Consider the following 13,131-nt stretch of genomic DNA (forward strand, 5'->3'; position numbering starts at 1 on the left):
GCCCCGACCGCCCCGCCCCCGCCCGCGTCAATGGACCGTTGCACACGTCTCGGCGGTGCAATGGTCCATTGACGAGCCTGGTGAGCCTGGTTCGAGTGCGATCTCGGACAACGGATCGGGCCGAACCTCTTGACGAAGGGGGCGGCACGGTTCACTCTTGTCGTCAGGAGCACCCCCAGTGGTTTCGTGGCCGAAGCGGCATCGGGCGTCCGGCAGGCGACACGCTTTCGTCGAGTCAGCGCACGACTGGACCCCGGGTGCTACTTTTGATGCCCCCGTTGCGCTCTGCGCACATTTGGGGTACCTTTGGACGTTGCGCTGGCTGCCTCCTGTCCACCTCTCGATCGCTGTTACCCGAAAGCACGTTTTCGGGCCGCTGTGATGGGGATTCGGTCTGGTTGCACCAGCCGAAATTCGCCCCACATATAGCAAACAGATACAGCGGCGGTCGCACTGCACGAGCGACCCGCGTGAGGTGCTGGAAGGACGCATCTTGGCAGTCTCTAGCCAGACCAAGGCAGTTGTCGGAACACCGGGAGCCCCGAGGAGGGTTTCGTTCGCGAACATTCGCGAGCCGTTGGAGGTACCCGGTCTCCTCGATGTACAGACGGATTCGTTCGAATGGCTGGTAGGTGCGCAGAGTTGGCGTGACCGTGCCGCCGCCCGCGGAGACAGCAGTGTCGCCGGTGGACTCGAGGACATCCTGACCGAGCTCTCCCCGATCGAGGACTTCTCGGGCTCGATGTCTCTCTCCTTCTCCGATCCACGATTCGACGAGGTCAAGGCCTCGACCGATGAGTGCAAGGACAAGGACATGACGTACGCGGCTCCGCTGTTCGTCACGGCCGAGTTCATCAACAACAACACCGGTGAGATCAAGAGCCAGACGGTCTTCATGGGTGATTTCCCGATGATGACCGACAAGGGCACCTTCATCATCAACGGCACCGAGCGTGTCGTCGTCTCGCAGCTGGTGCGTTCGCCGGGCGTCTACTTCGATCACTCGATCGACAAGACCACCGAGAAGGACCTGCACAGCGTCAAGGTCATCCCCGGCCGCGGTGCATGGCTCGAGTTCGACGTCGACAAGCGCGACACCGTCGGTGTCCGCATCGACCGCAAGCGTCGCCAGCCCGTCACGGTGCTGCTGAAGGCTCTCGGCTGGTCCACCGAGCAGATCACGGAGCGCTTCGGCTTCTCCGAGATCCTCATGGCCACGCTGGAGAAGGACAACACCGCCGGTACCGACGAGGCTCTCCTCGACATCTACCGCAAGCTGCGTCCGGGCGAGCCGCCGACCAAGGAGTCGGCGCAGACCCTGCTGGAGAACCTGTTCTTCAAGGACAAGCGCTACGACCTCGCTCGCGTGGGTCGCTACAAGATCAACAAGAAGCTCGGCCTCAACTCGGGTCAGCCCATCGTGGCGTCGACCCTCACCGAGGAAGACATCGTCGCGACCATCGAGTACCTGGTGCGTCTGCACGCAGGTGAGACCTCGATGACCGCACCCGACGGTGTCGAGGTTCCGGTCGAGGTCGACGACATCGACCACTTCGGCAACCGTCGTCTGCGTACCGTCGGCGAGCTCATCCAGAACCAGATCCGCGTGGGCCTGTCCCGCATGGAGCGCGTCGTGCGCGAACGTATGACGACTCAGGACGTCGAGGCGATCACGCCGCAGACCCTGATCAACATCCGTCCCGTCGTCGCTGCGATCAAGGAGTTCTTCGGAACGTCCCAGCTCTCGCAGTTCATGGACCAGAACAACCCGCTGTCGGGTCTGACGCACAAGCGTCGCCTGTCGGCACTGGGACCCGGCGGTCTCTCTCGTGAGCGCGCCGGCCTCGAGGTCCGCGACGTTCACCCGTCGCACTACGGCCGCATGTGCCCCATCGAGACCCCGGAAGGCCCGAACATCGGCCTGATCGGATCGCTCTCGGTGTACGCACGCGTCAACCCGTTCGGCTTCATCGAGACCCCGTACCGCAAGGTCGTCGACGGCAAGGTCACCGACGATGTCGATTACTTGACCGCCGACGAGGAGGATCGCCACACGCTCGCGCAGGCGAACTCCCCGGTCGACGATTCGGGTCACTTCATCGAGGACAAGATTCTCGTCCGTCGTAAGGGTGGAGAGGTCGAGTTCGTCTCGTCCGACGACATCGACTACATGGACGTCTCGCCGCGCCAGATGGTGTCCGTCGCCACCGCAATGATCCCGTTCCTCGAGCACGACGATGCCAACCGTGCCCTGATGGGCGCGAACATGCAGCGTCAGGCAGTCCCGCTGGTTCGCAGCGAGTCGCCGATCGTCGGAACCGGCATGGAGCTGCGTGCAGCTGTCGACGCCGGTGACGTCGTCATCACCGAGAAGACCGGTGTGGTCGAAGAGGTCTCCGCCGATTACGTCACGGTCATGGCCGACGACGGATCGCGCAAGACCTACCGGATGCGCAAGTTCGCGCGTTCCAACCAGGGCACGTGCGCCAACCAGCGTCCGATCGTGGACGAGGGACAGCGCGTCGAGTCCGGCCAGGTCCTCGCCGACGGCCCCTGCACCGAGAACGGTGAGATGGCACTCGGCAAGAACCTGCTGCTGGCGATCATGCCGTGGGAGGGCCACAACTACGAGGACGCGATCATCCTGTCGCAGCGCCTCGTGGAAGAGGACGTTCTCACCTCGATCCACATCGAGGAGCACGAGATCGATGCTCGCGACACCAAGCTCGGTGCCGAGGAGATCACTCGCGACATCCCGAACGTCTCCGACGAGGTCCTCGCAGACCTCGACGAGCGCGGCATCATCCGTATCGGTGCCGAGGTTCGTGACGGCGACGTGCTGGTCGGAAAGGTCACGCCCAAGGGCGAGACCGAGCTGACCCCCGAAGAGCGCCTGCTGCGCGCCATCTTCGGTGAGAAGGCTCGCGAAGTTCGCGACACCTCGCTCAAGGTTCCGCACGGCGAGAACGGAAAGGTCATCGGCATCCGCGTCTTCTCGCGCGACGACGACGACGATCTGCCTCCCGGCGTCAACGAGCTGGTCCGCGTCTACGTGGCTCAGAAGCGAAAGATCCAGGACGGCGACAAGCTCGCCGGCCGTCACGGCAACAAGGGCGTCATCGGCAAGATCCTCCCGCAGGAGGACATGCCGTTCCTGCCCGACGGCACCCCGATCGACATCATCCTCAACACCCACGGTGTTCCGCGTCGTATGAACATCGGTCAGGTCCTCGAAACCCATCTGGGTTGGATCGGCAAGACCGGTTGGAACGTCCAGATCGCCGCGGACGGCACGAAGCCCGATTGGGCCGAGCGTCTGCCCGAGGAGATGTTGGCGGCTCCGGCCGACAGCAACATCGCCACCCCGGTGTTCGACGGTGCCAAGGAGAATCAGCTCGCCGGCCTGCTGGAGAGCACGATTCCCAACCGCGACGGCGAGCAGATGGTCGGATCCGACGGAAAGGCCACGTTGTTCGACGGCCGCTCCGGCGAGCCGTTCCCGTACCCGGTGTCGGTGGGCTACATGTACATCATCAAGCTGCACCACTTGGTCGACGACAAGATCCACGCTCGTTCGACCGGGCCGTACTCGATGATCACGCAGCAGCCCCTCGGCGGTAAGGCGCAGTTCGGTGGACAGCGCTTCGGTGAGATGGAGTGCTGGGCCATGCAGGCCTACGGCGCCGCGTACACGCTGCAGGAGCTTCTCACCATCAAGTCGGACGACGTTGTCGGCCGCGTGAAGGTGTACGAGGCGATCGTCAAGGGCGAGAACATCCCGGAGCCCGGTATCCCCGAGTCCTTCAAGGTGCTCCTCAAGGAGCTCCAGTCGCTGTGCCTCAACGTGGAGGTGCTGTCCTCGGACGGCGCTGCCATCACGATGGCCGACGGTGACGACGAAGACCTCGAGCGTGCCGCAGCCAACCTGGGAATCAACCTCTCCCGCAACGAAGCTGCCACGGTCGACGACCTCGCACAGTAGTTCTATGGTCCGGTGGGCCTGCAGCGATGCAGGCCCACCGGGCGATATTTCTTGTTTTTGATTCGGTATCACAACACCCATAACGGGGAAAGGAAGTTACGTGCTCGACGTCAACTTCTTCGATGAACTTCGCATTGGCCTTGCCACTGCGGACGACATCCGTCAGTGGTCCTACGGCGAGGTCAAGAAGCCGGAGACCATCAACTACCGCACGCTCAAGCCCGAGAAGGACGGCCTCTTCTGCGAGAAGATCTTCGGGCCCACTCGGGACTGGGAGTGCTACTGCGGCAAGTACAAGCGCGTCCGCTTCAAGGGCATCATCTGTGAGCGTTGCGGCGTCGAGGTCACTCGCGCCAAGGTGCGTCGTGAGCGCATGGGCCACATCGAACTGGCCGCTCCGGTCACGCACATCTGGTACTTCAAGGGTGTGCCGTCGCGTCTGGGCTACCTGCTCGACCTGGCTCCGAAGGATCTCGAGAAGATCATCTACTTCGCTGCCTACGTCATCACCACGGTCGACGACGAACTCCGTCACAACGAGCTCTCGACTCTCGAGGCCGAGATGGAGGTCGAGAAGAAGGCCGTCGCAGATCAGCGCGACGCCGATCTCGAGGCTCGTGCGCAGAAGCTCGAAGCCGACATCGCCGAGCTCGAAGCCGAGGGTGCCAAGTCCGACGTGCGCCGCAAGGTCAAGGACGGCGGCGAGCGCGAGATGCGTCAGCTCCGTGACCGCGCGCAGCGTGAGCTCGATCGTCTCGAAGAGATCTGGACCACGTTCACCAAGCTCGCTCCCAAGCAGCTCATCGTCGACGAGCTCATCTACCGCGAGCTCATCGACCGGTACGGCGAGTACTTCACCGGTGCCATGGGTGCCGAGTCGATCCAGAAGCTCATGCAGACCTTCGACATCGACGCCGAGGCGGAGTCTCTTCGCGAGACCATTCGCAGTGGCAAGGGTCAGAAGAAGCTGCGCGCGCTCAAGCGTCTGAAGGTCGTCGCTGCGTTCCAGGCCGGCCGTAACTCGCCGATGGGCATGGTCCTGGACGCTGTCCCGGTCATCCCACCGGAGCTTCGTCCGATGGTGCAGCTCGACGGTGGACGTTTCGCGACGTCCGACCTCAACGACCTGTACCGCCGCGTCATCAACCGCAACAACCGCCTCAAGCGTCTGATCGATCTCGGTGCTCCCGAGATCATCGTCAACAACGAGAAGCGGATGCTGCAGGAGTCGGTCGACGCCCTGTTCGACAACGGCCGTCGTGGACGTCCGGTCACCGGACCGGGTAACCGTCCGCTGAAGTCGCTCTCCGACTTGCTCAAGGGCAAGCAGGGTCGTTTCCGTCAGAACCTCCTCGGCAAGCGCGTCGACTACTCGGGCCGTTCGGTCATCGTCGTCGGCCCGCAGCTCAAGCTGCACCAGTGTGGTCTGCCGAAGCTGATGGCTCTCGAGCTGTTCAAGCCGTTCGTGATGAAGCGTCTGGTTGATCTGAACCACGCGCAGAACATCAAGTCCGCCAAGCGCATGGTCGAGCGTCAGCGTCCGCAGGTGTGGGACGTTCTCGAAGAGGTCATCGCCGAGCACCCCGTGCTGCTGAACCGTGCACCCACCCTGCACCGGTTGGGCATCCAGGCGTTCGAGCCGCAGCTCGTCGAGGGCAAGGCCATCCAGCTGCACCCGCTCGTGTGTGAGGCGTTCAACGCCGACTTCGACGGTGACCAGATGGCTGTCCACCTCCCGCTGTCCGCCGAGGCTCAGGCCGAGGCACGCGTGCTGATGCTGTCCTCGAACAACATCCTCTCGCCTGCATCGGGCCGTCCGCTCGCCATGCCGCGTCTGGACATGGTGACGGGTCTGTACCACCTGACGCGTCTCGACGCCGGTGCTGTCGGCGAGCGCGCCGACGCGAAGACCGACCATGCCGAGTTCGGGGCGTACTCCTCCCCGGCCGAGGCTCAGATGGCCGTCGACCGTGGATCGCTCACGGTGCAGTCGCAGATTCGGGTTCGTCTCACCACGCAGCGCCCGCCGCGTGACATCGAGAACGAGCTGTTCCCGAACGGCTGGAACCGCGGCGAGGCATGGACCGCGGAGACCACTCTGGGACGCGTGCTCTTCAACGAGCTGCTTCCGGCGGACTACCCGTTCGTCAACGAGCAGATGCCGAAGAAGCGTCAGTCGACCATCATCAACGATCTCGCCGAGCGTTACCCGATGATCGTCGTCGCACAGACCGTCGACAAGCTCAAGGACGCAGGCTTCTACTGGGCCACGCGTTCGGGTGTCACCATCTCGATCTCCGACGTCCTCGTGCCGCCGGAGAAGCCGCAGATCATGGAGACCTTCGAGGCTCAGGCCGATCAGATCGAGAAGAAGTACCAGCGTGGCGCACTCGACAAGGTCGAGCGCAACTCCGCACTGGTCAAGATCTGGCAGGACGCGACCGAGCAGGTCGGTAAGGCCATGGAGGCCCACTTCCCCGACGACAACCCGATCCCGATGATCGTGAAGTCCGGCGCAGCCGGAAACATGACTCAGGTTCGCTCGCTCGCCGGCATGAAGGGCTTGGTGACGAACCCGAAGGGTGAGTTCATCCCGCGTCCGATCAAGTCTTCCTTCAAGGAAGGCCTGACGGTCCTCGAGTACTTCATCAACACGCACGGTGCTCGTAAGGGTCTGGCCGACACGGCGCTTCGTACCGCCGACTCGGGCTACCTGACGCGTCGTCTGGTCGACGTCTCGCAGGATGTCATCGTTCGGGAGACCGACTGTGGCACCGAGCGCGGCATCGTCACGACGATCGCCGAGAAGATGGCCGACGGCAAGATGATCCGCGACGCTCACGTCGAGACCAGCACGTACGCCCGCACCTTGGCGAACGACGCTGTCGACGAGAACGGCACGGTCATCGTCGCTCGCGGACACGATCTCGGTGACCCGGCCATCGACGCGCTGCTCGCTGCGGGCATCACGTCGGTCAAGGTTCGCTCGGTGCTCACCTGCACCACGGGAACCGGCGTCTGCGCCACCTGCTACGGCCGCTCGATGGCCACCGGCAAGCTGGTCGACATCGGTGAGGCCGTCGGTATCGTTGCCGCACAGTCCATCGGTGAGCCCGGAACCCAGCTGACCATGCGTACCTTCCACCAGGGTGGTGTCGCCGGAGATGACATCACCGGTGGTCTGCCTCGCGTGCAGGAGCTGTTCGAGGCACGTGTGCCGAAGGGCAAGGCTCCGATCGCGGACGTGTCGGGACGCATCCAGCTCGAGGACGGCGATCGTTTCTACAAGATCACCATCGTCCCGGACGACGGCGGCGAAGAGGTTGTCTACGACAAGCTCTCCAAGCGTCAGCGTCTGCGCGTCTTCAAGCACGACGACGGCACCGAGCGCCTTCTGGCGGACGGTGACCACGTCGAGGTCGGCCAGCAGCTCATGGAAGGTGCTGCCGATCCGCACGAGGTCCTGCGCGTGATGGGTCCCCGCCAGGTGCAGATCCACCTCGTCAACGAGGTCCAGGAGGTGTACCGGTCGCAGGGTGTGTCGATTCACGACAAGCACATCGAGACGATCGTGCGCCAGATGCTCCGTCGCGTGACGATCATCGACAGCGGCTCCACCGAATTCCTGCCCGGTTCACTCACCGAGCGCAGCGAATTCGAGTCGAGCAACCGTCGCGTCGTCTCCGAGGGTGGCGAGCCCGCAGCCGGACGTCCGGTCCTGATGGGTATCACCAAGGCGTCGCTGGCCACCGACTCGTGGCTGTCGGCAGCGTCCTTCCAGGAGACCACTCGTGTGCTCACCGATGCGGCGATCAACTGCCGTAGCGACAAGCTCATAGGTCTCAAGGAGAACGTCATCATCGGTAAGCTCATCCCGGCTGGTACCGGCATCAACCGGTACCGGAACATCACGGTGCAGCCGACCGAAGAGGCACGTGCCGCGGCATACGCGGTGCCGTCGTACGACGATCAGTACTACAGCCCGGACGGCTTCGGCCAGGGAACCGGTGCTGCAGTGCCGCTCGACGACTACGGTTTCTCCAACGAATACCGCTAGAGCGACTTCGTCGCACGTGAGCGGCTGAGTAGTGGGTCGTTCCGCAGGCTCCACTCCTTACTCGTAGTCCGCTACGAGTTTCCGCCCACGACGACGTAGCCGGCAGACAAAGCCCCGCATCGACTTCGGTCGATGCGGGGCTTTGTTCTTCGTTGTGACCGTATGTTCGTTGTGACCGTATGTTCGTTGTGACCGTGTTGCGTCAGGACCGGAAGAACTCCAGCATGTCGGCGTTGATCGTCGCTGCTTCCGTTGTCGGCATGCCGTGCGGGAAGCCGGGGTAGGTCTTCAGCGTGCCGTTGGGCAGTAGCTTCGCCGAGAGCACTCCCGCGTTCTCGTAGGGCACCACCTGGTCGTCCTCGCCGTGCAGCACCAGCGTTGGGATGTTCACCCCACGCAGGTCATCGCTGAAGTCGGTCTGCGAGAAGGCAACCACGCCGTCGTAGTGGGCTTTCGCGCCGCCGATCATTCCTTGACGCCACCAGTTGGCGATGATGCCTTCCGACGGAGTGGCTCCCGGCCGGTTGTAGCCGTAGAAGGGACCCTCGGCGAAGCTGCGGAAGAAGTCGGCACGGCGCGTGGCGACCTGAACCTGGACGTCGTCGAAGAAGGACTTCTCGATACCGCCGGGGTGGTCGTCGGTCTTGACCATGATCGGCGGTACCGAACTGATCAACACCGCCTTGGCTGCGCGTTCCTCCCCGTGCCGTGCCAGGTAGCGCACCACCTCGCCGCCGCCGGTGGAGTGGCCGACGTGGATCGCGTCGGTCAGATCGAGGGCTTCGACCACGGCGGCGAGATCGTCGGCGTAGTGGTCCATGTCGTGCCCGTCACCGACCTGTTGGGACCGGCCGTGACCGCGCCGATCGTGGGCGACGACGCGATAGCCCTGCTCAAGAAAGAACATCATCTGGGCGTCCCAGTCGTCCGACGAGAGTGGCCAGCCGTGGCTGAAGACGATGGGCTGACCCGACCCCCAGTCCTTGTAGAAGATCTCGACGTTGTCCGGTGTTGTGATTGTTGGCATGGAAGCAGTGTCGCCCGGGACCTTAGCTGCGCGGTACCACTGTGTGGGTCGAGAACCGCTCGTTTTGCGACATCGTCGATTGGGATGCGAACCGCTGCTGATAGCTGCGCGGGGACGTCCCGATTCGGGCGACGAACGCGCGTCGCATCACTTCGCAGCTCGAATACCCGGCTCGACGGGAGGCCTCGCCGACGGTGTAGCCGGTGTGAAGGGCGTCGCGAGCCAACTCGAATCTCGTCGACGCGACGAATTCGGCTGGTGAGCTGCCGAGCTCGGACTGGAACAGCCGGGTGAGCTGACGGGTGCTGAGGGCCGCGAACCGAGCCAGCTCCGCCACGGTGTGCGGTAGCCGGGGGTTGTCCCGTATGTGGTCGGCCACTCGGCGGACTGCTCCCGTGCGGGGGATCGGGCCGAGGAGGGACGACGAGAACTGGGATTGTCCTCCGCCTCGCTGCATGTACACCAGCAGTCCCTGGGCCGCGGCCCGCGCCACTTCGGGTCCATGGTCGTCCTCGACGAGAGCCAGTGCGAGGTCGATACCGGCCGCAACACCCGCGGAGCTGTACAGGTGGCCGTCCCGGACGAAGATGGCATCCGGATCGACCGTGAGGGCGGGGTAGAGGCGCTGCAGATCGGTCGTGAACTTCCAATGTGTCGTTGCGGCTCGGCCATCGAGTAGGCCTGCCGCGGCAAGGACGAATGCCCCGGTGCACACGGACGCCATCCGACGGGTCCGGGCAGCGAGATCGGTTGCGGCCTCGACGAGTTCGGCGGTGACGAGGCGAATCGGATCGAATTCGCTACCGGCGATGATCACGGTGTCGAACTGTCCGGATCCCGCGACCGGGCGGGTGGACACCGTTGTCCCGATCGAGGTGCTCACGTCTGCGCCGCCGGGAGAGAGGATCACCACCTCGTAATCGACGGCGGGCTGCTGATTCGACTCGACGAAGACCTCTGCGGGGCCGACGAAATCGAGCATCTTCACCCCGTCGAACACCAGGAAAGCGATCCGCCGTGATCCGAGAGATTCCGAAAGCGCATCGTTCATGCCTACAGAAGCTACCGCCGCTGGGCGATGAGTTTTCGATGCGCCTCGAGTCGGTACCGGCATGACCAACCAAACACCCAGCACCATCGTGAACATCGGCGTGGCCATGTTCACCGTCACCGACCAGGACGCCGCCCTCGAGTTCTATTCAGGCGTGCTCGGTTTCGAGCGGCGCGACGATACGCGTTTCGGCCCCGAGGGCGAGTACCGGTGGCTCGAAGTGGCACCGCCCGGGTCGACGGCGCGGCTTGCCCTGAATCCGCCGATGGGTAACTCGCCCGGCGGCGGGTCCATCGGAGTCGAAACCCCCGACGTCGGGGCGGAACACGCGCGTCTGACTGCGATCGGCGGTATCGACATGGACGCACTTTCCGGGACCGAGGACGGTGCGCCGCCCATGTTCGCGCTGCGTGATCCCGACGGCAATTCGGTGTGGGTCGTTCAGGCTTGATTCGGTCTGTCGATGAGGCGAACTTCGCCGTCTCGGGCTCGGCGCGGGGTACCGGCCGTTACTGTTGCCCCATGCGAAAGACTGTGCTCGTGCTCGCGATGGTCATGGCGTGGATTTTCGCGGGAGCCCTTCCGGCCGGTGCGGCACCCGGCGACGACCCGTCGTGGTCCGGCGATTATTCGCTGATGCGGTTCGCGGCGAGCAAGACGGGCACGAGCGCAGCGGCGTCGCAACGAGAACCGGATTTCTCCGACGTCTACACCTTCGCCACCGACTGCACCGACGGGAACTGCGTTGCCTCCGTCGTCGCCGGTCCACCGCCGGCGAACGAGTCTCTCCAGAACCGCCCGATCGACTACACCTGGGACGGGACGAGTTGGGTGCATACCTATGACTGGGTGTGGGACTGCTGGAAGGGTGCAGGAAATCCCAAGGAGTACAACGATGCACACTCGGTTGCCTACTACACGCCACAACCCGATGGCAGCTTGACGGGCGTGTGGACGACGACGATCTACGGCGGCTACTGCGACGGCACTGTCGTCATGAACGTTGCTGCATATCCTGTCTCGCCACTTCCCGCCTTGCCTCCGATGTTCGGCAGTAGCTGACCGAGTGAGTTCGCATTCGTCGACTCATTCGTGATGGCAGACGGCCTCGAGATCGATGCCGTTGAGGTCGCGCACGAACGATCCGTAGTACGTCGCGTGGTACTCCGGTTGTAGTCCCGGTGGCCGGAGCTCGATCGCTCCTGCTGACAGCGCTGCCGCGTGGAATGCATCGACAGTGGCGCGGTCCGGGGCACTGAACGCGAGGTGGGTGTGCGGTCCGATGGCCGAACCCGGGGCGTCGACGATCCAGAAGAAGGGCTTCACCTGCGCCCAGCCGAAGGCGATCATGGCGAGCTGGTTCGCCTCTGGGGTGTGCGGTACCCGCATGATCTCGGTGATCCCGAGCGGTGCGAGTGCAGCACCGTAGAACTCGGCGCTGGCGGCGAGATCGTCGACGCCGATGTTGAGGTGGTCGATTTGGGATCCTGTGCGGTCGGTGTTCGTCATGCGTTCGAGTTTTGCCGAGATCGCGGACGAGTTCGGTCCTGAATCGGATGGATCCGCTCGGAACCTATGTCCGCTGCGATCGCGCCGCCGCTGTCACCCCGATCAGTGCCACGGCCGCGAAGGTGAACAGCAGCAACTGAGCCGATCGCAGCGTCGATGATTCCCCGAGGTTCACCAGCACTCCCGCAAGGGCTGCGCCGAAGGCGTTGGCTATCAGTTGGACGGTATTGATGGCGGCCGAGGCTCGTGCGCCTTCGCCCGGTTCGGTGACCGATGTCATGGCACCGACCGCCAGGTGCGGCCACGCGATTCCTATTCCGACTCCCGCGACGATCAGACCCACCACCCACACGGTGATCAGGCCGGCACCTGCTCGGTCGGTGAGAAACGTTGCCATGGTGCACAATCCGACAGCGACGAGGATCGGTCCGCCGATGACGATGCGTCGTACGATGCGCGGAGCCGTGGCCGACGCGCTCGGTATCTCGCCGAGAGTCCAGCCCAATGCCAGTGCAGCTCCGAGGAATCCGGCCGCCAACGGTGCCAATCCGGCAAGTCGTTGGCCGAACAGTGGGATGAACGTTTCCACCGTCGATGCAACGGCGAGGACGACGATGGTCAGGTACACCCATTTCAGGGACGACGCGCTGAAGGTCGACGGAGGGAGAACGCCGTACGGTGCGCGACGGTCCGCTGCGACGAAGACGATCAGCAGCAGCACTCCGGCCGCAACCATGGCTGCCGTGATCGCGAGACTCGGCATCACCCCGGCAACGCTCACCAGCAGTGCAGCCGTGGTCAGCAGGGTCAGCGACCATGTCGGTACCGGGCTGGACTCGGTGGGCTCGCTGGTGTGGGCGGGAAGCGCTGTGGGGACGAGGGTGGCCACGGCGAGTGCTGCGACGACGAGCACGCCGAAAGCCGACCGCCAGGCTCCGAACTGAGCGAATACGCCACCGATGGCCGGTCCTGCGAACGTTCCCACGCCCCACATGGCGGAGACCAGCGCAGCTCCGCGAGTCCAGAGATGTTGCGGCAGAGCTGCATTGATGACGGCATAACCGAGTCCGGCCAATAGTCCACCTCCTGAACCCTGGATCGTTCGGCCCACCAGCAGGAGTTCCATCGTGGGGCTGACGGCGCACACGACGGTTCCGAGAGCGAAGATCGTCAGGCCGATGAGATATGCACCGCGAGGTCCGCGGGCAGCCAGAACATTGCTGACCAGCATCGAGGAAATGACGGACGCAATCAGGAAAACCGTTGCAGTCCAAGCGTAATAGCGTTGGCCGCCGATCTCGTCGATGGCCGTGGGCAGCAGGCTCGTGGTGAGATAGACGTTCGTGGCGTACAGCGCTACGCCGCCGGCGAGGACAGTTGCGGTGCCGGCGTAGCGGGCGCTGAGCAACTGTCGCCAGGTTCCGGTCGTGGGTTCGGTGGAGGGGTGCATGAGGACGAAGGTTAGAATCTAAAGTGCACTTCAGGTCAAATCGATGGACCCGCTG

Annotated in this window: 8 protein-coding genes; 4 read left to right on the plus strand and 4 right to left on the minus strand. The window is 64.0% G+C overall.

Annotated elements, in window-relative coordinates; all coding sequences use genetic code 11:
• Positions 1–475: 475 nt before the first annotated feature.
• Positions 476–3,982 carry a DNA-directed RNA polymerase subunit beta gene (rpoB, locus tag CH302_RS26580; protein ID WP_037191275.1) on the plus strand — a complete coding sequence of 1,169 codons (3,507 nt, stop codon included), beginning with the start codon at positions 476–478 and terminating at the stop codon, positions 3,980–3,982.
• Between the two features lie 100 nt (positions 3,983–4,082).
• On the plus strand, positions 4,083–8,039 hold the full coding sequence (locus CH302_RS26585) for a DNA-directed RNA polymerase subunit beta' (protein WP_037191277.1): 3,957 nt from the start codon (positions 4,083–4,085) through the stop codon (positions 8,037–8,039).
• A 202-nt stretch (positions 8,040–8,241) separates the two neighbouring features.
• On the opposite strand, the gene CH302_RS26590 is transcribed toward CH302_RS26585, so the two are convergent.
• Together CH302_RS26590 and CH302_RS26595 are read right to left on the minus strand one after the other, a co-directional pair.
• Entirely contained in the window at positions 8,242–9,066 is an 825-nt protein-coding gene (locus tag CH302_RS26590; RefSeq protein WP_037191278.1) for an alpha/beta fold hydrolase, read from the minus strand.
• Positions 9,067–9,088: 22 nt separating this feature from the next.
• The gene (locus CH302_RS26595) at positions 9,089–10,117 is read right to left on the minus strand and encodes a GlxA family transcriptional regulator (RefSeq protein ID WP_052047717.1); all 1,029 of its coding nucleotides are present in this window, start codon (positions 10,115–10,117) and stop codon (positions 9,089–9,091) included.
• A 61-nt stretch (positions 10,118–10,178) separates the two neighbouring features.
• Between CH302_RS26595 and CH302_RS26600 the strand changes: the two genes are divergently transcribed.
• Together CH302_RS26600 and CH302_RS26605 are read left to right on the plus strand one after the other, a co-directional pair.
• Complete coding sequence (locus tag CH302_RS26600) at positions 10,179–10,568, plus strand: VOC family protein (RefSeq protein ID WP_052047718.1); 390 nt, start codon at positions 10,179–10,181, stop codon at positions 10,566–10,568.
• A gap of 71 nt (positions 10,569–10,639) precedes the next feature.
• Entirely contained in the window at positions 10,640–11,179 is a 540-nt protein-coding gene (locus tag CH302_RS26605; protein WP_037191279.1) for a hypothetical protein, read from the plus strand.
• Between the two features lie 24 nt (positions 11,180–11,203).
• On the opposite strand, the gene CH302_RS26610 is transcribed toward CH302_RS26605, so the two are convergent.
• A complete protein-coding gene (locus CH302_RS26610; protein WP_037191280.1) occupies positions 11,204–11,626 on the minus strand; it encodes a VOC family protein in 423 nt (140 codons plus the stop codon).
• Between the two features lie 64 nt (positions 11,627–11,690).
• Positions 11,691–13,076 (minus strand): MFS transporter, encoded by a 1,386-nt coding sequence (locus tag CH302_RS26615; RefSeq protein WP_037191281.1) that lies wholly within the window; start codon positions 13,074–13,076, stop codon positions 11,691–11,693.
• Between the last annotated feature and the right edge of the window lie 55 nt (positions 13,077–13,131).

This window comes from Rhodococcus sp. 15-2388-1-1a, assembly GCF_002259145.1.
Taxonomy (GTDB): domain Bacteria; phylum Actinomycetota; class Actinomycetes; order Mycobacteriales; family Mycobacteriaceae; genus Rhodococcoides.